The organism is Flavobacterium sp., from assembly GCF_024642105.1.
Taxonomy (GTDB): domain Bacteria; phylum Bacteroidota; class Bacteroidia; order Flavobacteriales; family Flavobacteriaceae; genus Flavobacterium.
The window spans coordinates 337,243-363,879 of the sequence record NZ_JAHEBT010000053.1; the positions used below are offsets into that span (position 1 = coordinate 337,243).

The 26,637-nt window shown below is 29.2% G+C and carries 21 protein-coding genes and 1 pseudogene; 9 read left to right on the plus strand and 13 right to left on the minus strand.

The features are described from left to right. Position 1: 1 nt before the first annotated feature. From Q0L65_RS09795 to Q0L65_RS09815, 5 genes and pseudogenes are all read right to left on the minus strand, one after another. Positions 2-454: a T9SS type A sorting domain-containing protein gene (locus Q0L65_RS09795; protein ID WP_296685812.1), complete on the minus strand. Its 453-nt coding sequence runs from the start codon at positions 452-454 to the stop codon at positions 2-4. Positions 455-753: 299 nt separating this feature from the next. Next, positions 754-2,129 (minus strand): annotated as a pseudogene (locus Q0L65_RS09800) (IS3 family transposase). 91 nt (positions 2,130-2,220) lie between these two features. Beyond that, positions 2,221-3,792, minus strand: coding sequence for a recombinase family protein (locus Q0L65_RS09805; RefSeq protein ID WP_296685814.1), 1,572 nt, complete (start codon positions 3,790-3,792; stop codon positions 2,221-2,223). Then, positions 3,789-3,932, minus strand: a complete 144-nt coding sequence (locus tag Q0L65_RS09810) for a hypothetical protein (RefSeq protein ID WP_296685816.1) — start codon at positions 3,930-3,932, stop codon at positions 3,789-3,791. The genes Q0L65_RS09805 and Q0L65_RS09810 overlap by 4 nt, the downstream gene beginning before the upstream one ends. A 79-nt stretch (positions 3,933-4,011) precedes the next feature. Continuing rightward, a complete protein-coding gene (locus Q0L65_RS09815; protein ID WP_296685817.1) occupies positions 4,012-4,986 on the minus strand; it encodes a hypothetical protein in 975 nt (324 codons plus the stop codon). Positions 4,987-5,074: 88 nt separating this feature from the next. Between Q0L65_RS09815 and Q0L65_RS09820 the strand changes: the two genes are divergently transcribed. Next, on the plus strand, positions 5,075-5,467 hold the full coding sequence (locus Q0L65_RS09820; protein ID WP_296685819.1) for a hypothetical protein: 393 nt from the start codon (positions 5,075-5,077) through the stop codon (positions 5,465-5,467). 839 nt (positions 5,468-6,306) lie between these two features. On the opposite strand, the gene Q0L65_RS09825 is transcribed toward Q0L65_RS09820, so the two are convergent. Further along, the gene (locus Q0L65_RS09825; protein WP_296685822.1) at positions 6,307-6,666 is read right to left on the minus strand and encodes a helix-turn-helix transcriptional regulator; all 360 of its coding nucleotides are present in this window, start codon (positions 6,664-6,666) and stop codon (positions 6,307-6,309) included. A gap of 178 nt (positions 6,667-6,844) precedes the next feature. On the opposite strand from Q0L65_RS09825, the gene Q0L65_RS09830 reads away from it, so the two are divergent. From Q0L65_RS09830 to Q0L65_RS09850, 5 genes are all read left to right on the plus strand, one after another. Beyond that, entirely contained in the window at positions 6,845-7,732 is an 888-nt protein-coding gene (locus Q0L65_RS09830) for a DUF1036 domain-containing protein (protein WP_296685824.1), read from the plus strand. A 58-nt stretch (positions 7,733-7,790) separates the two neighbouring features. Next, positions 7,791-8,072, plus strand: coding sequence for a hypothetical protein (locus Q0L65_RS09835; protein ID WP_296685826.1), 282 nt, complete (start codon positions 7,791-7,793; stop codon positions 8,070-8,072). A 74-nt stretch (positions 8,073-8,146) separates the two neighbouring features. Further along, positions 8,147-12,454, plus strand: a complete 4,308-nt coding sequence (locus tag Q0L65_RS09840; protein WP_296685827.1) for a CUB domain-containing protein — start codon at positions 8,147-8,149, stop codon at positions 12,452-12,454. Further along, positions 12,451-13,170 (plus strand): hypothetical protein, encoded by a 720-nt coding sequence (locus Q0L65_RS09845; RefSeq protein ID WP_296685829.1) that lies wholly within the window; start codon positions 12,451-12,453, stop codon positions 13,168-13,170. The genes Q0L65_RS09840 and Q0L65_RS09845 overlap by 4 nt, the downstream gene beginning before the upstream one ends. Before the next feature lie 2 nt (positions 13,171-13,172). Next, positions 13,173-13,397 (plus strand): hypothetical protein, encoded by a 225-nt coding sequence (locus Q0L65_RS09850; protein ID WP_296685830.1) that lies wholly within the window; start codon positions 13,173-13,175, stop codon positions 13,395-13,397. Positions 13,398-13,532: 135 nt separating this feature from the next. Here Q0L65_RS09850 and kwaB read toward each other — a convergent pair whose 3' ends face one another. The 7 genes from kwaB to Q0L65_RS09885 all read right to left on the minus strand — a co-directional run bounded on the left by kwaB (position 13,533) and on the right by Q0L65_RS09885 (position 22,879). Beyond that, the gene (kwaB, locus tag Q0L65_RS09855; protein WP_296685833.1) at positions 13,533-14,492 is read right to left on the minus strand and encodes an anti-phage protein KwaB; all 960 of its coding nucleotides are present in this window, start codon (positions 14,490-14,492) and stop codon (positions 13,533-13,535) included. Next, positions 14,485-15,066 carry an anti-phage protein KwaA gene (kwaA, locus tag Q0L65_RS09860; RefSeq protein WP_296685834.1) on the minus strand — a complete coding sequence of 194 codons (582 nt, stop codon included), beginning with the start codon at positions 15,064-15,066 and terminating at the stop codon, positions 14,485-14,487. Before kwaA ends, kwaB begins: the two co-directional genes overlap by 8 nt. 662 nt (positions 15,067-15,728) lie before the next feature. After that, on the minus strand, positions 15,729-17,990 hold the full coding sequence (locus Q0L65_RS09865) for a peptidase domain-containing ABC transporter (protein ID WP_296685836.1): 2,262 nt from the start codon (positions 17,988-17,990) through the stop codon (positions 15,729-15,731). Further along, positions 17,953-19,215: a radical SAM protein gene (locus Q0L65_RS09870; RefSeq protein WP_296685838.1), complete on the minus strand. Its 1,263-nt coding sequence runs from the start codon at positions 19,213-19,215 to the stop codon at positions 17,953-17,955. Before Q0L65_RS09870 ends, Q0L65_RS09865 begins: the two co-directional genes overlap by 38 nt. A gap of 103 nt (positions 19,216-19,318) precedes the next feature. Then, positions 19,319-19,498, minus strand: coding sequence for a hypothetical protein (locus Q0L65_RS09875; protein WP_296685840.1), 180 nt, complete (start codon positions 19,496-19,498; stop codon positions 19,319-19,321). Positions 19,499-19,590: 92 nt separating this feature from the next. Then, positions 19,591-21,975 (minus strand): outer membrane beta-barrel family protein, encoded by a 2,385-nt coding sequence (locus tag Q0L65_RS09880; RefSeq protein WP_296685841.1) that lies wholly within the window; start codon positions 21,973-21,975, stop codon positions 19,591-19,593. A 247-nt stretch (positions 21,976-22,222) separates the two neighbouring features. After that, entirely contained in the window at positions 22,223-22,879 is a 657-nt protein-coding gene (locus Q0L65_RS09885) for a response regulator (protein WP_296685843.1), read from the minus strand. 97 nt (positions 22,880-22,976) lie between these two features. Between Q0L65_RS09885 and Q0L65_RS09890 the strand changes: the two genes are divergently transcribed. The 3 genes from Q0L65_RS09890 (at position 22,977) to Q0L65_RS09900 (ending at position 26,324) form a co-directional block, all read left to right on the plus strand. Beyond that, positions 22,977-23,690 carry a LytTR family transcriptional regulator DNA-binding domain-containing protein gene (locus tag Q0L65_RS09890; protein ID WP_296685846.1) on the plus strand — a complete coding sequence of 238 codons (714 nt, stop codon included), beginning with the start codon at positions 22,977-22,979 and terminating at the stop codon, positions 23,688-23,690. A gap of 336 nt (positions 23,691-24,026) precedes the next feature. Beyond that, entirely contained in the window at positions 24,027-24,221 is a 195-nt protein-coding gene (locus Q0L65_RS09895; RefSeq protein WP_296685848.1) for a hypothetical protein, read from the plus strand. 93 nt (positions 24,222-24,314) lie between these two features. Then, positions 24,315-26,324 (plus strand): tetratricopeptide repeat-containing sensor histidine kinase, encoded by a 2,010-nt coding sequence (locus Q0L65_RS09900; RefSeq protein WP_296685850.1) that lies wholly within the window; start codon positions 24,315-24,317, stop codon positions 26,322-26,324. Positions 26,325-26,637 lie beyond the last annotated feature (313 nt).

Genomic DNA, 26,637 nt, shown 5'->3' on the forward strand with positions numbered 1-26,637 from the left:
ATTATTCTTTTATAATTTTTACTGATTTCTGTTCTCCATCTTTATAATAAAGTAGTACCAAATAAACTCCTGATGGATAGAGTAAAAAAGGAATAGATTGTGCCCTACTCTCTTCAAGACCTGAAAAAGTATTCAACAACTGACCGTTAAGCGTAAACAATTGTATTTTAGTTACTTGATTATCATTAATCAATTCCCATTTCAAATACAATTCCTCCTTAACAGGATTTGGATAATACGATAAAACATCATTCGGAAAAAAATTCAGATAATCTTCTTCCTTTACAACTGAAATATCTGCTATTTGTTTACCACCTGGTACGATATTGCAAAAACAAAAAGATCGCTGCGTTTGATTGCCAGCTGCATCATAGGTAAAATTAACTCGGTTTGCATACTGCCCTTGCATAAAAAGAGGTGCAAGAAGCAAGAAATAGAAGTAGTGGTTCTTCATACGTAATACTAATTTTGGTTATACTATTGTTGTGAGAAAGGAGATCACACTTGCCTAGACAATACTCCAGGCGATTCAATTTGGGGGTAGAATTCAAACCAAATACTCCTCACTAAAACATAGCCTTATTGAAGAATAAATTAAGTAGGGCAATTTTGAAAAAAAATTAAAATAGATTTTACGGTTTTTCAGGCTTTTTATTACGGTTTTAAAATTCACAATCAAGTACAAAAAAACCTCGATACTGTATGTCTTCAAACTAAAGTGGACTTTTCCTAAGAGAGTATTTAGTTAATAATTCAAAGATAAATGTTTTTATTATTTGTTGTTAATTTTATTTTTTGGTACTCATTTCTGCGATTAATAATTGCAATTTTCTTTAATTTTTCTCTTTCTTTTAATATCATTTCTCCTCTTCCAAAATAAATATCTGCAGGTGTTAAATTGTTTAATGATTCATGATATCGTTCATTATTGTATCGTTCAACAAACTTTTTCAAAGCAGCTTCTAATTCTTCTGGAGCGAAGTAATTATCGAGTTTTACCACATTTTTCATGGTTCTATGGTATCTTTCAATCTTTCCTTGTGTTTGCGGATGATTGGGTCTACCATGCACTTGTTCCATTTGATAATTGTCTTTTAAATATGATTTTAGTTCACTTGCAATATAACACGAGCCATTATCAGATAGTAACTTTGGTTTTTGTTTGGTAATCAATTTTGCTTTTTGAATTGCGGTATCAACGGTTCTTTTTACATCATCGGCTTTCATATTAGAACAAAGTTCCCAGTGCACAATATACATGCTGTAATCATCCAAAACCGTACTCAGATAATACCATCCCCATCCTAAGATTTTAAAGTACGTAAAATCAGTTTGCCACATTTGATGAACAAAGGCTGTTTTATCTGTAAATTCATCACTTGCACTCAGAAAAATATGAGCTGGAGCTGTAATTAAGCCTCTTGACTTTAAAATTCTGTAAACACTTGATTCTGAAATAAAGACTTGTTGTTCATCGGTTATTTTATAAGCCAATTCTCGTGAGGATAAATCAGGATAGTCTAACGCTAATTTTACAACTAGATTCTTTTGTTCTTGCGGAATACTGTTCCATTGCCTATTTGATACTCGTTTGTTTGGAAACAAACCTTCAATACCATTTTCGCTATAAGCATGATACCAATTGTAAAAGGTACTTTTATTGATTCCAATCTCTCGAAGTGTTCTATTTACGCCAATTTCAGAACGAGTTACCATATGAATGATTTCTTGTTTTTCGGATATTGTAAGTCGCATGTACTTCTTGAATTTATCAGTTAATCCAGCATTTCCAAGCTTTTTTTTACGATATCATAGCGTAATACTAAATCCGCAACCATTTCTTTTAAACGTTGGTTTTCCCTCTTGAGTGCTACTACTTCATCACTGGTAGCTTCTCTTGTTATATCGCCTGATAATCTTTTTTTACCAGCTTCTAAAAACTCTTTATTCCACTTATAAAACTGAGATTCATTAATGGAATACTTTCTACATAATTCTGCAACAGACATTTCAGCTCTTAATGCTTCCATAACGATTTGTATTTTCTGTTCTGAACTAAAGATTCTTCTAGTGTTTCTGCGAATCTCTTTAATGTAATTTTCAGTTGTTTGCTTTCTTGGTGTTTTCATAATAATTCAAATTTAAGGATTTTGAAAACACTCTCTTAGTTTTGACTTAAATCAGTACACTTTTTGCTGACGATTTACAATTTTTTTAGGGTCATTTTTTTTGCAAAAGTCTCAAATCTGAATTAAAATAGTTCGAGACTACTCCTCTCTGCTCCACCATAAGGGACTTAACTAAATTTTTAGTTAAGTCCTTTTTCTTTTTAGCTCGTAAACCCCTATTAATACTGGCTATTTCATTTAAGATTGGATTCAAACTAGTGGTTCGAACTTTTTTATTTTCAAATTGAATATTTTTTTCAAATATCGAACCAATTATTCTTCTTTTATGTTCTAAATCAGAGTTATCGTATTGATAATCAATAGCCACAAACTTCTCTGTAGCGGTTTTATACAGCTCCACTAGCTTTTTACTGTCCTCTGAGCTTGCTTCTTTAGATTTGAGTTCCGCTCGTATATTCTCGTAACGTTGTTTTGCTGATTCGTATCCTGCTTTGTCCATATCACCATCGATGTACAAATCTTGTAGCTTGATTAATTTGTCTTCAATTGAGTTTAGATTTTCATAATGCTTTGCTCCTAATGCTTTCTGCTTGGTCTCTTCGGTTAGTTTCTCTTTGATGATTTCAAAATACAATTCTTGAAATTGTTTGTCAAAGTTGATATCTGATAGAAAAGCATTGACCATATCGTGCACTTCGTCTGATGTATATCTTCCCTTACAAGGACTCACACAGTGATAATAGCTATAGTATTGCGTTCTTCCTTTGGAGGTACTGGCTCTCATTTGTTTGTTACAAACAGGACACAATAAAAATCCTTTCAAAGGAAAGTTTTCATTGTGTGCTTTAGGGACTTTTTGATTCCCTCTTTTTCTGTTGTACATCACTTGCTGTACTTTATCAAATAATGCTTTGGTAATGATAGGTTCATGAATTCCTTCTACAATGGTTTCTTTCTCTTCTTTATAGGCTTTTATAAACACTCCCCCATAATACAAATGATTGTCTAAAACTTTAGCAAAAGCAGTTTTACTCGAATTAAATCCTTTGGCTTTTAGTTTGTAGAGTATCTCATTGCGTCTGTAGTTTCCTGTTGCCATCAGCTCAAAAGCTTCCTGAATGTATTTAGCATCCTCATTTGGAATCAAAAGAGGCTTTTTAATGGCATCTTTTCCATTATCGTATCCTTTGGGTGCATAACCCACATAACGTCCTTCTTTGAATGCTCTTCGCATTCCTGAGATAACATTGAGCGAGCGGCGGTGGTTTTCTACCTCTGGCATTGAGAGATATACCGCAAGCATCAATCCTTGCTCTGGAATGGTTAAATCAAGTGGTTGTTCAATAGCATTTACCTGAATGGCTAGTTCATTGAACACTCCTATCATTTGATACGATTCAGCTGTGTTTCGAGAGAATCTGTCCCATTTGATGAAAATCATTTGGTGTATGTCTTTTTTGTTTTTCTTGCAGTACTCTAACAATTTCTTAAACTCAGGTCGCTTGAATGTTTTGGCAGAGTAGTCTTCCCTAAAGATATGGAGCACATTGAAATTATTGTTTTGACAATAATTAAGCAACTTCTGCTCTTGGTCTCTAAGCGAATACCCTCTCCCTGCTTGCTCATCAGTGGACACCCTAACGTAAAGTATAACATTTTTCATTTTAAGCTGGCTTTTTTAAGATTGTTAATAGTACAACTGGCTAACATCTCTGCTAGTGCAAGTACTTCTTTAATTTGTTGGTCTGTTAATTTTTTGTCTCTGTTTTTGTTTACAATTTGTTTGGCTTTTTCAAATTCCATTTTACCTCTGGGGTCATCAAGATGTAGGGTTTACATGTTGCTTGACTTTGGGTAGTGAAGTGCTAATGGGTTATTAGGACTATTGAATTTTATGTGTTAGGGTATTATTAATTACTAAGTGTTTGTCGTTTCTAAAAATCACCTCTGCTGTTTGGTATTGGTTTAAACCCAACAAGCGTCGTATCTCTTTGGCTTTAGCATCTTTCACTTCTTTTGTACTTTTACTTTTGACAGTCAAAATACCTTTTGCATCTTTGGTAATTTTGATTTCCTTATAATCACCACTATCTAGTATTTCGAGTATTTTTTGCTCTTTTGCATTGAAAAACTCAAAGGCTTTCGTGTATTTAAACATACTTTCATCTTCGAAGATAAATTCAAAAAAAGGTCTAATGGGAATATTAAGTACAATTCTCTGGTTAATATCATTCAAAAGCTGGTTAACAAAAGCTTTCTTATCAATTTCCAAAGCTATTTCTATCACTCTAAGTTCAAACTCTAATTTATCAGAGTTTATCTTCTTTTTTATCATTAAGATAGGATTAGTATCATGGATTAATACCGAAAGAAAGGCAGTTCCCAGAATGGTATAAAAAGGCTGAAACACATCACCGATTTGCTGCATGAATTCATCTAGTTTTTCTGCTGTTAATCCTTCTAAGGCTTCCTGCATGATTTCATCTTGCATATCGGCAGGCATAGCCGCTTTAATGTTATTTTGGATAACATCATCGGGTATTTCTTTAAATGAGTCTTCCCCTATCTTGAACATAGATTGGTTGAGATACTCTTTCAATTCAATAATGGTTTCTAAATCCATATTGTATTTACGTAGTTCTTTTACAATCATTAGCCAAAGCATATCAAAAGCATTCAGGTGCGCCCACTTTCTAACTTTCTTAGCCTTTGGCTCAAGAGCAGGAGTATCAATATACGGAGCATAGTCAATAACCCCTTTTTCTTTCCAATGAAAAAACACTCTGGGTTCTATATCTAAAGCAGATACTGGAACACGATGTTCTATTAGTTTTGGGAAAAGTTCGAATAAATTCATCTTTTTGTACCTTAAGTTACGCGAATGTAACGTTTTTCATCTTAAGTTTGCAAATGGAATTAAAAAAATAATTAAAAAAAAGTACAAAATGCACAGAACAGAAAGAAAATGCAAAAATCCCGAATGTGAATCAGTCATCGAATACTTTGAGAACCCAAAGAAGCTATTTTGCAACGCTAGTTGTAAAAACCGTTTTCATTACTTATCCGATAGAGAAGAAAACCACGAGGTATATGAATTCGAAAAGGCATTAAAAACCAATTACGAAATAGCGATACATTTCTTTAACCAAAACATCTTTGAAGTGGATGCCAAAGTAGCCAAAGCACTCGGATTCAAAAGAAATGTTTACATGGGTATTAAACAATTTTCACCAAGTGAAAAGCTCTATAATTCTTTAAAGAGAATTAAAGACATTTTCTTTTTATACGACATTGAAAAAGACCTAATTCTTTTTTACCAATACAATGAGGTAAACTAAGCTGTTGTTTTGTTTTAATTATTGTTTGTTTCAGTTGGTTTCAACTATTAGAAAATCATTACAAATTCCTATACTAAAAACGCACAACAACTCTTAAAGAAAAAAAGGCGATTTGCTGTATGTAAGATAATACTAAATCGATGCCCCCACCAATTTGCAAACCGCCTAAAGATCCCAAATCTTATATATCAAAGGTAACAATTGTTGTTTTATTAAAACAAATTTGAATTATTAATTTGTATTGAATTGAAAAAAAAAGTTAGTTCGAATTAATAAGCACAAAAACACAAACAATAGTATAGAAGAATTTCGAAAGAAAAAACACTATTACCATCAATTAGAAAACATAAAAAAACATTAGATAGAGCTAATAGTCTTTGTTTGTTTTTTTTAGTATTATTTCGAAATAAAACGAGTATTATTTTTTTAAAGAAATAGCAAAGAAACCAAAAAGAAAATGTAAAAGAAAAGCATTAGAACAACCTAATGAATTTATTAGTAAAAAGGCTAAAATAAAAGCCATTAGAAAAACTCTGTGATAACGAAAAGAAAGAAAGCGTTTTTCAACGATTATTAGCTATTTGTTCCTTTAGAGATTTCTTTGGATTTTTGATTGAAAAAATGGTGTTCAAATAGTAGTCGAAACGTTTTTTTTACCCTCAGTCTTCAGGCAACGTGCTTTTTGCATAAAAAAAATTATTATTTATAATAATTTTTTTTATGCAACTAATTTGCAGCAATTTTTGTTTTAAATTGAAGCGAAATACTAAATAGCAACTACTGCCTATTTTTCCTTTAAACATTTGGAATTTACTTTTTTTAGCTGCTAAAGTAGTCAACTATTTACTTTCCAATTGCTGGATTTTATCTTCAAGCATCTTGATATACTTCTGGGTATAATCATCTACTTTATTAAGGTTATTGGTAATGTTACTTTCTTTACTACCTAATCCTTGTACTTGTTGATTATTAGAAATATTGAAAATATTAGTTACATCAAAATTAAGTATGTCCGAAGCAGATACCCCAAGAACTTCACTTATCTTTTGAAGCTTAGTAAGTGTCAGGTCGATTTCTCCCCTTTCAATCTTACTGTAACCACTAACCGACATTTCAAGTTCTGATGCAACTACCTCTCTAGTTAAGCCTTTTAACTCTCTATACTTTTTAATATTAGCTGAGATGATTTTGATATCCATAGTCTTACAAATGTTTTAATCCTCCTCAAAAGTAGCATAAAATCCTAAATTAGGAAAAATTACAACTGCAAAATTGTACTTTAATTAATCAATCCTGCTTAATTTGTAAGATTGTACTTAGTAGTTAATCAAAAACTTCAAATCACCAACTTACAAACAACTTAAACCTACGATTGTTATGAAAAAAGTATTTTTTATTTTGCTTTTCACAATATTTATGGTGTCTAGTAAATCTTACGGAAAGACTACTATTTGTGAAATTACCTTCTTCACCGATAACATTAAGTATGATTGTTTAATGGTATTGAATGATTTATCTAGTTATGGTAATAATTATATGAGGGTTGCTTATACCATTAATGGAAATTATATTGTTATAAATCAACAATTAAGTGTAGAAAAACAACTACTTGCTGATGGTAACACATACATTACTGCGTCGGGTTATAATGTTAGATTTATCACGAATTCTTTAGGACATACTTATAATCCAGACAAATTAAGTGTTCTCATTAATGCCGCTGGAGTAATTGACCAACCTAAAATAGGCGATTCAAGAAATGCTATGATGCCAGTAAGTTCGTTTAGAGATGTTTCAAATGCTTCTTTAGACTATAATTATTTAAAACGCTTTTTTGTTGATGGAGAACCTGAATTGTATTCACTATCCGTTAGTTCGTTTGGAAATCAATTACAAATACAAACTCCAAAGCCAAATTCAATTCAAAACGCTACATCAATTGAATTTTATAATAATACAGGTTCTGAAATAAGTGCCTGCTATGCTTATTATAATAATAACGATAGATGTTGGACTTCAGTTGGTTGGTATACTATTCCTGCATATAGTTATAAATCAATTAATATCGGAAATTATAGTGGGAATGTTTACATAAGAGGTCGTCAAGGATTAGCCACTGAATGGGGTTCTGGTGACGGACAGTTTTGTGTAGATGCTACACAAGCTTTCAATATAAAATTTGCGGATACTAAAGACTGTTGGAGTAAAAAGAAATTTTCCAAGTTTTTTGTTGTGTCTGGTGTAAACAAATGGACATTCAATTAGAGTCAAATTGAGTTAAAAAAAGTACTACAAGGAGTCTATTTTGAAATGAAATATTGCTATGAAATCAGTAGAACAATTGAACAAAGAAAAGGATAATAAAAAATTCAAGCCTCACAATTTACCTATCCATGAATATATTAATATGCCCCCTTTTGACTCGGATGAGTTTGATGAATTTTGGGTGCACTATATACAAAATAATGGCGAAAAATTAGAAAAATATCGTTCTAACTTACATCCTCAAATCTATGTCGTTTTTAAAATTGTAGAACCATATTTTACTTACGAATTTTTTCCTATTGAATTATTTAATCAATTAAATAATTTCAAATCCCAGTGATATTTACCTCCTATTCCAATTTAAATTGACCATCTGATTCCAATTCAAAATGACCACCTAAATTTTAAAAGACAATGAAACATCTATCAATATTGAAATACCTTTTCCTATTTGGGCTTCTTTATACTTCATCTGTTGCACAAGTTAAACAGATTACAACACCTAATATCAACAACCCTTTTAAGACAAAAATTCAGAGTAAAACACTTCAAAAGAAGGTTATTTCTCCTGCAATATCCGTTGTCGATACTACTATTAATCCAACGACTAAAATAGAAACGATAAATGGTTCTTTTATGTTGGATTTGAAAGATTTAAGCAATCCGATTGCGAAGAAAGTCCAAAATTCAAAAACAGCAAAAGGAGCAACAAACTCAATTGATTTTAATACGTGGTTTAATCTAAATTCCAAACATTCTTTTAGATTAATTAATGAAAAAGTAGACGATTCAATCTATTCACATCAGTACTATCAACAGTATTATGAGGGTTATCCTATAGAAGGAAGTATTTTGATGACACACTCAAATTCTGGAAAACTAAATGCTTCAAATGGGCAAGTTGCAGAATTTGAATATATTGATACCCAAATAAACATCACTAAAGAATTTGCATTTGAAAAAGCAAAGTCGTCTTTAAAAGTTGATAATATCATAAAGGAATATCCTATTGAAATTATAGTTTGTAAAGCCCAATCTGAAACAGACAGAAACAATTTTAAATTAGCATACAAAATAAGAATCGATTCAAACCAACCTTTTACAATGTCAGAAGTATACATTGATGTTGTTGATGGAAGTGTGCTTAAAAGTATAAGTTTATTAAATGATATTGATACTCCTGCTACAGCTTCAACCATGTATAGCAATGCTCAAACTATAATAACAGACAGTTTCAATGGTGGTTATAGACTTAGAGATAATGGAAGAAAAATTGAGACATACAATGCTACAAATTCTTCAGCACTTACTCTTAATGGGTTTACTGGAGCTACAGATTTTACAAATTCCACAACTAATTGGGGAGGAACCCTTCAATTGAAGTCATTCACAATTGCATCAGCATCTCAAAGTTGGTGGTATACTCCAATTATTGATGAATTGCCTGAATTTTATATAAAAATCAAAAATGCCCAAGGAACGGTTGTATACACTTCCAATTATTTAAAAGATACTAATCCTACCATTACTTTTGACAATCTAAACATATTATTAGTAGAAACTCCATACACAGTAGAGCTTTGGGAATATGATGCTGTAGGGGGAGATGATTTTGGAGGTAACTTTTCTCTATCCAACTCTGTCGGTAACCAAAATTGGTCGATTGGTGGAAATAGTGGAAGTTATACTATAAATACACTAAACAATCCTGCATTGGATGTACACTGGGGAATGGAAAAAACCTATGATTTTTACCTTAATGTCTTTAATCGAAATAGTTTTGATGGAACAGGAGCATCAATAAAAAACTATTTAAACCCTCCACTGGATGTAATAAAATCTGCTAATAATAATGATACTGCGGGATTACCAAATAATGCATTTGCAGCACCGAGTCCGTATAATTTTATGGTATTTGGCTTGGGAGATGGAATTGTAATGAATCCTGTTGTTGGTCTTGATGTTGAAGGACATGAGTATTCTCATATGGTAATAGCCAATAGAAATCCTGCATTAGGAGGGCTTACTTATCAAGGAGAATCGGGGGCATTAAACGAATCCTTTGCAGATATTTTCGGCACATGTGTTGAATTTTATGCAAAACCAACCTCAGCAAACTGGAATATTGGAGAAGATGTTACTTTACCATCAGGTTCTTTTTTAAGGTCTATGTCAAATCCTAAATTAAGAGGACAACCTAATACTTATAATAGTTATAATGGATATTGGAAAAATCCCATTTGTGGTGACCCAAACCCAAAGAATGATAAGTGTGGTGTTCATACAAATAGTGGTGTTCAGAATTATTGGTTTTATTTGTTATCTCAAGGAGGAACTGGAACTAATGATTTAGGAAATGTATACTCTGTATCAGGAATTGGATTAAATAAGGCTCGCCAAATAGCTTACTTAAATTTAACCACTCATTTAGGTGGACAAAATGCAACTTATCAAGATGCTTACAATGGCTCTTTACTTGCAGCTCAACAGCTATTTGGAAATCCTTCTACTGAATACTCAGCGGTAAGACAAGCTTGGTATGCCGTTGGTATTGGTAATGACCCAAACAATTATTGTAGTGGTACTACAAAAGTTACCACGATTAATGGCACTATCTCTGATGGAAGTGGAACAGCGAATTATGGTAACAATGCCAATTGCAAATGGGTGATTGCTCCTGCTGGAGCAACAAAAATCACCTTAAACTTCACAGCATTTAATACTCAAGCTAATATTGATAAAGTATATGTATATAATGGTCCAGATGACACCTATCCATTATTAGTTACTTGGTGGGGTAATACTCTTCCTCCAACAATTAGTACAAGTGATGGTGTTGGTGCTATGTGTGTTAAATTTGTTTCAGATGCCTCAACTACTTCAAGTGGTTGGGCAGCAAATTATACTTCAACTATTACTACTCCAACTTGTAGTGGTATAACAACTTTATCAACACCAACAGGAACATTTGATGATGGTTCAGGTACTGCTAATTACACGAACAATCAACAATGCGCTTGGTATATTGCTCCTCCTTGTGCAACCAGTGTGACTTTGAATTTTTCAACCTTTAATACTGAATTGAATTATGACGGAATTGTTATATACGATAGTTTACAGGCAACTAATCAAATAGGAGTGTTTTCAGGAACAACTTTGCCTGCATCAATAACATCTAACACAGGCAAGATGTTGGTGGTGTTTGTTTCGGATTACGGAACAGTATCTCAAGGATTTACAGCAAACTACACATCAACGGGTTCTTCCTATTGTTCAGGAGTTACCACACTAAATACATCAGATTATGGAACAATAACCGATGGTAGTGGTGCAAACAACTACTGTAACAATATGAATTGTTCGTGGCTCATACAACCTCCACAAGCCAATACTGTAACGTTTAATTTTAAAGAGTTTAATTTAGAAAGTGCTTCTTCAGACGGAAAATCCATTTATGATGCGGTTGAAATTTATGATGGTTCAAACGATAGCGCACCCTTGTTAGGTAGATTTACTGGTTCATCTATACCAAATGCAGTTACCTCTACAGGAGGTAGTATGTACATTAAATTCTATTCTGATAATGAATTGAACTATTCAGGTTGGTCAGGGTATTATACTTCAACTCAAACTCCTTTTTGCAATGGAACTGCTACAATTCTAACCACTGCAACAGGAACTTTATCAGATGGTAGTGGTACTGACAAATATGCTAATAATTCCAATTGTGCTTGGCTCATCCAACCCACTAATGCCAAAACAGTTACTCTAAATTTCACTGCTTTTGATACAGAACTAAATTATGATGGGGTGATTATTTACGATGGAAGCAATAATACAGCTCCTATTTTAGGAAAATTCACAGGTACAACATTGCCTCCAGCAGTAACCTCTACAACAGGTAGTATGTATATTGAGTTTTTATCTGACGAGGCATTAAGATCGAATGGATGGTCAGCTAATTATACCTCAACAAAACCAAGCATTTATAATTTAGCTTCTACTAATTTCAAAATGCAGGTAGAATCAGCCAGTTGCATTGGTAAGAAAACTGGAAAAATATCCGCTACCATCACTAATACCAATTATGCGTATCAAGTAACCGTTACAGGGGTTAATAGCTACACCAATACTCAGACTGTTCCTGTCGGCACAAGTATTTGGAGCATTACAGGATTGGAGAAAGGGAAATATTCTATTTGCTTTGCCATAGCTTCCGAACCAACTCAAAAACAATGTTTTGATATTGAGGTTACCGAACCTGACCCTCTAAGCGTTTATGCCAAAGTAGATAACTCAACCGGGATTATCAATTTAGCTATGTTAGGAGCTAAAAATTACTCTGTAAATGTTAATGGCAAAACGACTACTGTAAGCGACAACAACTTTAGTACAGTACTTCCAATTGGGCTTAATACGATTAGTGTAACAACCGATAAAGACTGTCAAGGTATTTATCAGCAAGAAATTTTCATCTCAGAGAAAGCTTTTATTTATCCGAATCCAACCTTTGGAGTGTTGCATATTTTCGTTGGAGGAACAGAAGAAAATATTGCTATGAACTTAAATAATTTGTCAGGAGTAACAATCAAGAAAATGAACCTTACTGTTGGAGAAACAAGGGAAGTTACCGTTGATTTAGGTGGTGTTCCACAAGGAAGTTACATTATCACTATTAATTCTAAAACTGTAAGTCAATCCTTTAAAGTAATTAAGTTATGATGCAAAATAAACTAAAATATGGTTATTTGATTTTACTTTCTGCATTAGTACTTAGCTGTGGTGGTTCAGGCAACGAGCCTATTACTCCTGAGATTAAAGCACCTGATGTAGTGAGCTTAAATCTTCCATCAAACAATACAATTTGTGAAGATGGTACAAATATCACGACAACAACAAGCGATGTAGTTTTTACTTGGGCTGTAGCCAACAATACTGACAGTTATGAGTTAGCAATTACTAATTTAGTTACTAATGTCATTACTACCAAGACGGTTGCTGACCCAATAACAACAGCTACGGTTAATTTAACACGTGGACAGCCTTACAAATGGCAAATAACTTCAAAGAGTACAAAGACAACTAAAACAGGAGTTTCTTCTTCTAATAAGTTTTATTTAGCAGGAGCAGGTATTACCAGTTACCCTCCGTTTCCTGCAACGATAACTGCTCCAACATTCGGAGCAAGTGTTACACCTGTAAGCAACAAAATAACTTTATCGTGGACTGTTTCAGACCCTGATAGTTCGATTCTCACCTATGAAGTTTATATTGACACGGATGAGGCGAAAGTGAGAAGTTATACTACTCCAATTAGCTCATCAACAAACAGCTATAGCGCTACCGTAGAAAGCAATAAGACCTATTTTTGGTGTGTAAAGACCAGTGATGGTAGAAATATAAGTTACTCGTTGATTCACAACTTTAAAACTAATTAATTATGTTAACATTATTCGAAGGAGAGAAAATTGTTTCACAATCAAATGATAAATCTGTCACTCTAACAACTCATCGTATTTTATATAAAACAGCAGTATGGGGAAATACATATAATCAGAATATTGCATTAGAGCATATAACATCATGCGAAAACAAACATATTTCTTACGTTTTAATTATATTCTTAGCCATTGGAAGTATCTTATTTAGATTTAGTAATGGCTAATTAAATTGAAATATTTATAAATTTCATTTTATTAATTAATCTTATTTATTCCTTATAGTTCTATCATTATCCAATTTAATTAAGCCGATACAAATTATATTTTTTACTAATTATCCAACATTTATATAAACTATTTTATTTTTCAAATTCAGCACTTTTAATATCATCTTTGGCTAAACTATCGTAGTAGAGTTGTGTTAATTCAGACGTAAGAAAATCATCATTTAAAAGTTTTACAAATAGTTTTATTGAAACCTTTGTATCTAATTTAATTAATGTTTGGTCTTCATTATATCTAATTTTCCCTTGAAGCGCAGGATGTGTATTTGAAAAATGAATAATCTGCGCATTTGGAATATTATTTTGAATGACAGGAGAAAATTTAGCTATTTTTATAAGCTTTCTTGCAAAAGTAGTATTGTTGATTAATCCTACTAGGGAATCAATATTCTGCAAAATTGCTATTTCTCTGATTGCTTCAATACCCATAATAGCTTCTCTTTTTATTACATCTACAAAACCAAAAGATTTTTCAATAGTTTTTAAGTTTAGTATAATAACAGTATTATTTATCGATATTGCTTGAAATCCAGGGCTTATTCGTAAAAGATTATTGTTGAATTTTTCGAATCTTTCAGCTGACTTTATTAAAAAGAAGCTACCTCTACCTATAATTTCAACTGGAGATAGCTTTTTATATAGTGAAACTTGATGTTCTCCATTTCCTAGAACAATAATTAACGAATTAATGTGTATTATTGCTTCATCATTAAAATTGAACAGTTCAATATTATCATTACCTATAATTTCATTCAAATTTATCAACTCATCAGGCAATTCTAAATCATATTCATAAAAACATTTGCCTCGCTCGTCAGCAGTTGAAAGTGGTAATACAACATGTTCTCTCTCATTAACAATTAAGTTGGTAATACTATCCAAAAACATATTTTTAATACCTAATAAATCATTATCATCAATATCAAGTTTTCTAGGATTTTCATGGTTATTTAAAACTGCATATACAATCACTTGTATGTTAGCATTTGGCTGAAATAAAAAATTTAGATTATTGTTTAATTCTTGTTTATTCATTATTCACTTTTTTTGCGTAATAAATACGATCGTCTAATTTTATATATTTTATTTCATCAGAATTATCTAGTTTATCTAGAGTAATTAAAATTACATTGTTTCTTATATCATTGCGAACAAAACATCCTGATACCTTATATATTCTGAATTGTAGAATGGCTAATGACGGATTTGCATAAAACAAATCTGTTCTTATGTAGATAACACCCATAATAAAAAGCAGTATATAAAATACTATCAAATACCTTAAACTATTGAAATTGAAACAAATTAAAGGAACTATATATGTAGTTAAGAATGTAAGATGTTCATAATCTCTTTTCTCAATAGATATTATTTTAAAAGGTAACTCTGACGTACCTTTCACTTTATACAAAAAATCAAAGAATGAGATAGTTCCTATTATGATGAAAATAATACTCAGAAAAGCAACTATATTATTTTTGAATAAATTGCTAGTACCTATATATTCCCATTCTTTTTCAAAACAGAAAGGGATTTGAATGGTAATTATAAATGTCAAAAAAAACAATAACCAGAGAGACAAAAAATACAAACCAATTTTTCTTTTCATTTATTCAATAGTCTAAAATTCAAATTATATCAACAACAACAAAATTTATAAAACGAATTTAATTACTTAGTTCTAAACTAGTTTAATATAAATTCATATCTTAACAAATAAGGAGGATTTTGGATAAATAGTGTTAAATTATTATTGGGTACGAAGCTTAGAAAATAAAAACTAATTTGAAATTTAATATAATACCTCAAATTGGTACTTTTCCAAATTATTATTGCTACCTAAAAATAAAACTAATTTATTATTATTTTGTATTCTACAGTTTTATAGCCATTTAAAATGATAACATTTTAGGCGTTTTTCAAAGTTCTTAATCAACATCAACAATAATGACTATTTTTTTGAAGAATATTAAAAAAATTTTATGTGCAATTTTTTATTCTAGGTATCAAAAGAAAATCAGCAACATTACTACAATTTTTATATCGAGGACAAGTGATAAAAAAATTGATTTGAAATTTCATTTTTAGAAGCTCAATTTTGTATTATATTTCAGTGGCGATTAATCTATTATATATTGTTTAATTATTTAAAAAAATAATAATTTAACAACATATAATATAGATATTGTATTAAATAACAAAATTAATACACCAATAATATAAAACTTTCCAGGAATTTCTTTAAATAATGTTCCTTTCATTTTGTGTTTTTTAATTTCCTAGCTCTAATTGATTTTTTACCAAATTAAAATATTTCCCTTTTAAATTAATTAAATCATTATGTGTGCCTTTTTCTACAATACTTCCTTTTTCTAAAACAATAATTTGGTCTGAATTCATTACCGTACTCAAACGATGTGCAACCACTAATATAGTCTTCCCCTTAAAATATTTTTCGATATTTCCGACTATAATTTTTTCGTTTTCAGCATCTAATGAATTTGTTGCTTCATCAAAAAAAAGATAATCTGGATTTTTATAAATTGCCCTCGCAATCAATATTCTCTGTTTTTGTCCTTGACTAATTCCAATGCCTTCTTGTCCGATAAGCGTTTCATATTTCATAGGTAACTCTTCAATAAAAGATTTTATATTTGCATTTTCAACTGCCAAATGTAATTTATCTACATCATATTCTTCTTTTAACGAAATATTAAAAGCAATAGAATTAGAAAAAATAAAACTGTCTTGGAAAATTACCCCACATCTATTTCTCCAAATTTTATCTTCTATAGCCTCAATATTAATTTTATTCAAATTAACAAATCCTATTTGGGGCTTATAAAATTTTAAAAGTAATTTAATTAGGGTTGTTTTACCGCTTCCGCTTAAACCAACTATGGCAGTAGTAGTGCCTTTTTTAATTTTAAAATTTATATTATTTAATACATTTGTAACACCATTATAAGAAAACGACAAATCAATTAACTCAATATCACCATTATTAAAATTTCTTTCTTTTTCTTCTAAACTAGATTCTTCAGAAATATCATTAATTTCATTTAGCCGAGTTATACTAACCATTAATAATTGAAAATTTAAAACGCAGTTTATTAATTGTGCAATAGGAACATTTACGGCACCAATTACCAAAATTATTGACATCATTGCTCCTAACGATAAAACCCCATTTATTACAGACAAAGCAGAAAAAAATGTTATTAAAATTGAAGTAAAAAAAGATATAAATCGATAACTTTCATATCGCTGATTTAATTTGAGATTTTTTACATTAGTATTAAAAAGTTCTAATTGAATATTTTCCCATTCTTTTCTTTTTAAATCGTCTAGATTATTAAGTTTAATCTCTTGGAGTCCTGTTAATAATTCAATATTTTTAGTTTGTTCCTTTCCTAGTAATTTAAATTTTATTTTATCTAAAATTTTAATTCTTTCCAAAAAGTTAAAAATCCACATTAATTGCAATGTATTTCCAACAATGAATATAATAAAAATAGATTTAGAAAAGTATAAAAGAATTGAACTAAAAACAATTAGACTAAAAAAAGCAAATACACTTTTAAGCAAATCATCTGTCAAAAATTTTTCAATTCTTTTATGGTCATCGATTCTTTCAAGTAAATCTCCAATTGTTTTTGAGCAGAAAAATTGAATTGGCAAATTCATTAATTTCTTTAAGAAATCAGAGACTAAACTAAGACTTATTCTCGAGCTAATATATATAAACAACCATGACCTATAAAATTCATTAACTATTTTACTAACAAACAAAACTATTTGTCCCACTAAAATTAAATACAAAAAAGAAAAATTTTTAAATCGCACCCCCTTGTCTATAATTTTTTGTGTAAAAAAAGGGAAAACAAATTCAATTACAGACGATAATAAAAGAATAAATGTTAGCAAATAAACATGTTTTTTATAACTCAGTAAATACTGTAAAACATAAATGAAACTTTTTCTCCTCTTGAAAGTCTCTACTTCATGATGTTTGTAAAGTTCTTTTGTTGGTCTTAATAATAAAATTGCTCCTTTTCGTTTAAGACCTTTCCATCCATCCAAAAATTGTTTTTTGGTGTACACTAGCCTTCCGATACCTGGATCGCTCACGTATATTTTACTTCTAGTAATTTTATAAACAGTAATAAAGTGATTCTGACCCCAGAAAAATATAGCTGGTAAAATAACATTTCCTTCAATCTCGTCGAAATCAAGTTCAACAAATAAATTTTCAAATCCAATTTTTGACGAGAGCCTTTCTAATTCAGAAAACATTAATCCTTGTCTGGTAATATTACTTTCTTGGAAAATAATATTTCGACTCGAAATATTAACACCGTAATATTTACTGATTGTCCTAATACACGCAAGACCACAATCAGCACTATCTAATTGTTGAATAAAAGGGAATTTTTTAAATCTTAGTTTCATAATTAAATCTTCAAAGTTAACTGAAGGTTTTATTAGTTTAAAACTATTCTTTAACGTTAGAAAATAATTTATATTTATCATTTTTAAAAGACTCAAGTTTTGACGTATATTCAGGGTCAGTTATATCCGATAATTTTTTTTCAATAATTATTTTAGCATCTTCATAAGTTAATTTAGAAATCCCCGTTTCAATTTTCAATTCTATTGGCAAAGAATCAATTACAGCATTTTGGATATGTGTTATTAATCTTAATAAATCATCACAATATATTGTTGGATTGTTAAATCCATTTAATGAACTGTATCTGTGTGGCAAATAACCACCCCCACAAATTTCTTGAACAGGGCATGCTAAACATTTCCTTGGTAAATATTTTCCAGAATTATAATAGACGTCAATAAGTTCTGATTTGCTTATTTCATCTATTTCATGGGTATTTATATTAATACCATTTTTAGTAAATGAATCTCCACATGCTTTTAAAACGTCTACAGCTTCTAAATCTCCATTAGTTTCTAATACCAATACGTTGTTTTCACTTATCCCTAATGAATCTAAACTCTGGTTTTCCCCAATTATTTCCTTAATTATCATATCGAATAAACGAATTCTATAATTTTGCTTATCTTCAGAATACCATTTATTAAAAATTTCAATGTACCATTCTGCAGGGGATATGATATTATTAAAAACAGAGTCTTTAGTATCGTAGTTTGCATCTAATAGTAAAATCTCAACAGATTTTAAGTTTAAACTTTTAAAATGATTATAATATTCTATTGGATCTGATTGTAAATTCATAACTGACAGAATTCCAGTACTTAGATTGTTATTTTTTAAAACCTGTATACCATTGATAACCTTTTCATAAGTTCCATTTCCATTTTTATCAACCCTAAACTTATCATTTTCATTTTTTTCTCCATCTAAACTTACCCCAATATTTATATCGTATTTTTTAAACAATTTGCACCACTCATTATCAATAAGTATTGCATTAGTTTGAAGATAGAAAAAAACCTTAATTTTATTATCTTTTAAAATATTGAAATGATTTATGAAAATTTCAAACTCTGATTTATTCATCAGTAAGGGTTCTCCTCCGTGAATAATAATCCCTAGAGCATCTATTTTGTTTTCTAGTAAGTGTGAAAGTATTTTTTTTACAAAATTTTCTGTTGTTGTACTTTCAATAAATTTAGGTTGTAATTTGTAGGATAAGTCTCCAAGATTGTACATATAACAATAAGAGCAATTAATATTACAGCGACTTGCAATTTTTACTACAATTTTATCTATTTTCATTTATTTTCAGGATTTGTTTATGTAAAAAAATTAAACTAAAAAAAGAATTATTTTAATATAGAAACCGTCTAAAAATATTCTTCAGACGGTTTCAAATTAATTATTACGCTTGTGTCCAAATAGCCTTAGCGAAAGTTACCTGTGCAAAATCATCAGGGACGATACCCCCAGATAAAGACATATTAGCTACATCTAATGCAGCTTTTTTTAGCACCGGATTTTCAATTAAACTAATTGAATTTTCTAATGATTTTGAATCATTTTTGTTTAATTTAAATTTCATTTTATATTTATTTAAGATTAGTGACTATTCTTTTAGAGTCATAAAGTCAATATCGGACTCGCTTGCAAGCATTCTTTTAATATGTTTCACTCCTATTTAGTTCTTCTTTCTTCATCTTTATTACTAAATTCTCTTTTATCATCTTTAATTAACTTACCGAATTTATAAAGCACGGAAAACCTAATCTTTTGACTGTCGGGGTAGTCAAATTTTTCTTGTATAATATTATTTACATTATTACTAAAAACAATTGCACTAGTTTTAAAAATGTCACTTATGCTTATAGCTAGCTGTAATCGTTTGTCACACAATTCTTTTCTCAATCCAGCGTCAAATTTATAGTAAGCAGTTGTTTTATAGCTGTTTGATATAGATGCTGATTGGTAAATAAAATTGATTTCAGCTTTTAATGTTTTTAATTTGTTCAGATTAAAACTATTGAAACTTGAAAAATATACACTCCACATTTTAATCTGTGGAAGTGTTTCTTTCAAGATAGAATTTGTTTCAGAATAAGATATATCCAACCCATTATTACTTACCCATCCAGTAATTTTATTATAGGTAAAATTTTCAGATAATCCATAAGTCATATTTGAGAAAAAATTATACGGAATCGTATATTGATAATTTAACAAATTGTCAGTAATTGTTATTTGATCGATGCCTTTATTTATATAATTAAAGTACACTGAATTATATAAATTACCTTTTGTAAATGAGAACTCTAGATTGTTACTAAAATATGGTGATAGGTAAGGGTTTCCTACTGTATAATTTGTAGAGGTCGAGTAAATCCTGAACGGATTTAATAAATTATATGAAGGTCTTTCTATCCTTCTGCTGTAGTTCAATGAGAATACTGCTTCTTTTAAAGTATTATATGTCCAATAAAAAGTGGGAAATAATTCTGTATAATTATTCTTATAGACGCTATTTTGTTCTATTAATGTACTTGTATTATAAGTATTTTCTAATCTCAACCCTATTTGAATAGTCAACTTTTTTGACAATTCTTTACTTGCTGAAACATATAGTGCTTGATTATTTTCGTTGTAGAGAAAATGATTACTTTTATTGACATCCAACTTATATTGATTAGAAAGAATATCATAAAATAAGGTTTCATTATCATTTTTTGTAATAGATAACTTGCCCCCAAACGATAGCTTAGTCCAACTTAAAGGCACTGTAAAATCTATCTTTGATGAATAAATTTTAATATTTTGAATTCCGTTATTATAAGCTAGAAAAGAACGATTAGGCTTTAACTCTTCGTTTGAAAAAAAGGTATTTGTATTAAAATTGTTATTATTAGAATAATCATAATTAAAATAATCAAAATCGAAGGATAAATTTCTGCCCAAAGTATCAAGTTTAGTAACACTATGAAAATTCAATGAAGTTGTTATTCTATGAATATTTTTTAATGATGATGTTTTTATTATTGAATCCAAGTTGTTTTTAACACTAATTTTAGATTCATTAGTAGATTTTATATCAGATAAATTTTCGTTTCTATTATATTCTAAACCGACAATTGTATTAGATTTTATTTTATAATCTAATACAATTCTTTGTGAAATATTATCTCGTGAGTTTTTTACGTTATAAGTTTCATCCCATAAGTAATTAGGATAATAAATATTGTATTTCTGAATTGGAACAACAATTCCTTTTGAAAAATCAAAATTTGAAATAATTGTTAGTTTATTTTTTTGGTAATTTATAACTCCTCCAAAACCATTTGTTCCTTTTATTGCCTGAGTATATGATGTCTTTACATTTCCACTAAAATAATTTTTTTTTGCTTTTTTTAATACAATGTTTACCAAACCGCTATTTCCTTGGGCATCATATTTTGCAGGAGGAGAGCTAATAACTTCTATTTTAGAAATATTATCAAAAGAAATATTTTTAAGTAAATTAGTTAAATCTTCCCCTGATAGTTGAATTAATCTATCATCAATCATAACTCCAATTGTCGATTTACCAGCAATTGATATTGAATTCTCCTGTATTATTAAGCCTGGTGTTGCTTTCAATGCATCAATTGCATCACCACCAACTAGCGTGGAATATTCTGCATTAAAAACCAGCCTATCTACCTTTCTTTCTATGAGTTTCTTTTTACTTGTTACTACAACCTCATCTAATTGTTTTTTACTCACATCTGTTTTTAAAATACCTAAATCTAAATTTTTAGTCAAATTCATTTTTTGTCTCCATAAAATTTCCCCTAACTGTCTAACTTGTAAAATATATTCTCCTTTTTCTATAATTGATAAAAATTCACCATTGATATTAGTCAATTCACTTTTTACTGCAATAGAGTCTTTAGTTAAAACAAGTAGTTCAATAAGATTTAGAGGCTCATCTTTTTGATTCACAATTTTGCCTGTTAACTTTATTTGAGAAAACAAAGCAACTGGAATAAACATTAGTATTAGTATTACTAAACGAGAAATTTTATTCATCAATTATTGAATTTTAAATATATTTATATGAAAAGCTAATTTTGAGGTATTGTGTTTTTATAAAAAATCTATTAAATAATTAATAATATTATCTATAAATATTAGGTATAACTATACCTGGCATGAATAAATAAAAATTACTCATACCGAAAATATAAATAAGAAATTGATTACGTATACAGCAAAAACAACCTTTAACAAAAAAGGTTGTTTTTAAGTAAATCATGTTAAAATTTACTAGGTAAGTCTAAATAAATCCTTGCTTAATTGCTTCTTTTACCAGACTAGAGTCATCAGTAACCTCAAAAGTTTTTTTCATTCTGATGATACGCTTTTGGATTGCGCTTGTTGTCAGAAAGATAACCCCTTCTAACTCTTTTATTTTAAACCCTTTCGATAAATACAAAAGAATTTGTCGATTGTAATCTTCAACCATCAACTCTTTTTTCCATATTTCATTAATACAATTTTTTACAGTATTACTTAAATATGTGTTTCCATAAATTATCTCTATCACAGCTTGCTGTAATTTTTCAGGAGTAATATCGGTTTTTATTATAAACCCATCAGGCCTTACTTTCTTGTAAATTTCATATACAATAATAACTTCAGTATGAGCAGTAAGAATAATAACTTTACAATTAGGCATCTCTTTTCTAATAAAAATAGCCAAATCACTTCCAGACAGAATAGATTTTTCTTCGTAACTAGGTAACCCTTTATCGATTATAGCAATGTCAAAAAACTGTTTTTCTGAAATGCATCTTAAGATATTTTTGTAAGCTTCTTCACAATTATAAGCTTTAGTGAAAACAGGGTGATGTTCCCCGAAAGAGCCTCCAGTAAGAGAATTAACATATCCTTCTACAGTCATGGGGTGGTCATCTACAACAAATACATTCATTACAAACATTTTAACTTTAACAAAATATGTAGTTTTTCTACAAAAAAATAAATTAATTCTACTTTAAATTACAACTTATAATTCTTAGTAAAATGATATGCGTTTTTCTTTTCTCATTATTGACAATAATACCATAACTATTAAGAAAACTTTAGAACTATTCGAAAATTTTCCCAATTATTTTTGTGCTGGTGTTTTCAAAGATAATCAAACGGCCATAAATCAAATTATAAAATTAAAGCCGCAACTCATATTTATTGGAATTCCTTTTAAATCTAATGAAGGAGATTTATCCTTTACAACTATTACAGAGCTATTCCAATATGTAGACACAATGCCATATTTCATAGGATTAACATCATCTCCTAATTATGCACTTGAGGCAATCCAATCAGGATTTTCCGACTATATTCTAAAACCATTAAACCTACACCAATTAGGGAAAAGTCTATTTAAATTTGAAAAAAGAAACCCTTCTACATCTGTAGCTACTATTTGTATCAAATCTTATAGTGACTATCAATTTGTAGCATTACAGGACATCATTTACTTAAAGGCAGACAACAACACAACTGACATCCAAATGCATAATGGGAAAATCGTAAATGCTTATAAAACATTAAAACATTTTGAAATTACCTTGCCATTTTACTTTTTAAGGATTCATAAAAGTTATATCGTCAACATTAATCATGTTTCACGAATTCATTTGAGCAAATCAAAATGTTATATGAATTATAATGAAATACTACCATTTTCTTTGAACTATAGAGATAACATCGATGCTATAGTAAGAAAAATAAATATATAGTTTTTCTAAATCTGAAAAAAATCTAGATTTAATTTCCATATTCTGTTAAACAATAGATTTCACCCTCTACATATCCTATAAAACTATTGAAATAACGTTACTCACCAAAACCATCCTCTGATTTAATAATTTCTTGGCTTTTACTCGTTAATTTGTCATAGTTATAATTAAACAGAAGCTTCTAAATAATTATTGAGGATGGGGAAAATCTGCTTTTAGAAGTTTCATTCTCGGTAATTTAGAACGGTCAATTCCCGACTTTTCTTAAAAAAAGGTACCCCAATTTAGGATGAGTACCAGTGTAAACTATTCCCTAATTTTTAAACATTTTTTTTTATGAAAAAGCTACTAATTGTTATGTGCTGTATTTCAGCTATTACTCTAATGTCTTCATGTACCACGGATAGTATTGAAGATTTTAAAAACACAACTAATAAAAACATTTCAAAAGTTGTTATCGATTCGATTGGAAGACTAAATTCTATCGACCTTGGGATTGGAGATATCGATAAAGATAAAACCAAAACATAAAAATCATAATAATTAAACCAGACAATCAGTTTAAAAAACATTTTGTCTGGTTTTTAATCTTTATTTTTGATGAGATTTATAAATTTCTTGAAAATGAAATTAGTGATTGTTATGTTGACCAGTTTATTACTACTACTGGTTTCTTGTAAGAAAAATAAAATTGAAAATGAAAAAAGCAGTGATGTATTAACCTTTTTTAAAAAAACCGAACAGAAACCTTTAAAAGCTGATATTGAAGAAAAATACTTAGATACATTATGTCAAAAACTACAAAAACAACACAATGATTCTATAACAAGAAATATATACTTTAAAATTGCTTTTAAATTTTACAATCTTAACTCACTTGACAAATATCTAAATTTATCCCGAAAAATTAATAGTTTATCTGTAAAGGATAACGATAGTTCGCATATAGCAAAATCACTATACTATATAGGAGATTATTACGATGACAAGTCGAAATTAGACAGTGCTTTCAGTTACTATTCTCAATCTGAAAAAATATATAAAAAAATTAAGGATACATTAAACATAGGAAAAACAACACTTTATAAAGCAGGAATTCTATATGATGCAGGAAATTTCACAGAAAGCGAAATTGAGGCTGTCAAGGCTTTGAGATTACTTTCAAAAATTCATAATACTAGATTAGTATATGAATGTTACAACTTGATTGCAATTTCATTAAAAGAGTTAAATAATTATAAAAAGGCTTTAGAATATTTTGGTTTAGCCTTAAAACAATTAGAACAACTAGAAAGAGAAAACTATTCTGAGCAGAAAATTATAAAATCAAGAATATCCTGTTATAATAATATGGGTGCAGTCTATGAAAGACTTAAAAATTATCAATCAGGAATCTATTTGTATAATAAAGGATTACAAACAAAAGATTTGAAGTTAAATTACCCAAAATTGTATGCTATGTTGTTGAATAATCTCGGTTATTCAAAAATGAAATTAGGCATTAATAAAAATATTAAGAAATTATTGTTTGAGTCTTTAAGAATCAGAGATAGCCTCCAAATATTACCTGGTATTGTATCCAGTAAAATTAAAATTGGAGAATATTACCTAAATGAAAAAGATACCGTTAGAGCACTGAATTATATTAAAGAAGGATATATTTTATCTAAAAAAATTAATAGTAATTATGATATTTTATATTCTCTAAAATTATTAACTGAAAATGACTCTAAATACAAAACATTTTATTCTAATTTATACATTAAAGTTAATGATAGCATTCAAAATTTAGAAAGGAGAACTAGAAATAAATTTGCAAGAATTGCATACGAAACGGATCAAGTTGAAGAACAAAACGAGATATTATCAAAAAAGATTGTAGATGTATTTATAGGTTCGGGAATCATTGTTTTACTTCTAGGAGGCTTGCTATTAATATTTCGACTTAAATCTAAGAACCAAGAATTGATTTTTATAAAGGAACAACAAGAATCAAATGAAAAAATTTATCAATTAATGCTGTTTCAACACTCTGAACAAGAACAAGCTCGTAATGAGGAAAGAAATCGGATTTCAATGGAATTACACGACGGTATAGTAAATAGCATTTTTACCACTCGTTTTAACTTAATGCAATTGGATTCTAAAGCAATAGCAAAAAAAAACCAATTAGTTAATGAACTAGAGAAAGTAGAAAATGAAATTAGAAAGGTGTCTCACAATTTGCAACAAAATTTACTTTTTGAAGACAAAACATTGCCTGAAATTCTTGAAAATTTAATTGAGAGTCAAAAAAACGTATTCAACACAAAATTTTATTTATCTATTGATAAATATATTGATTGGTCATCAATCACAAATAATAACAAAATTCACATTTATCGAATAATCCAAGAAGCATTACAAAACAGCAATAAATATTCTAAAGCTGAAAAATGTTGTGTATTTATCTTTAAAACTGTAGATACAATAACTATCAGAATCTGGGATAATGGTATTGGGTTTAACTTAAAAAAAATAAAACAAGGTAATGGTTTAAAAAACATCCGAGAAAGAGCAAAAGCAATAAATGGGATGTGCAGATTTTATTCAAATGAAGTTAAAGGGACTACAATAGAAATTGTCTTCAAATAATTGCTTAATATACCTAACTACAAATTTTATAGTTTACATAAATAATTTTAAAAAACAACCTCAATTAGACTCATATCTCTTGAGTAAATTCTTTATAAATACTCTTCTACACTATTCCATATTCATTTTTGAAGTTATCAAATAATTAAATTATTTTTATTTTTTTAACATATTTTACAATTAAACTACATCCTTTGTTAAATGTTAAAAAATAAAATCAATTACTTGATATTATTGCTCTTAAATTTGATTATAAATTTATATTACTCTATTTCTAAAATTAAACTGTCATCTATTAACAAAAGACTTTGAC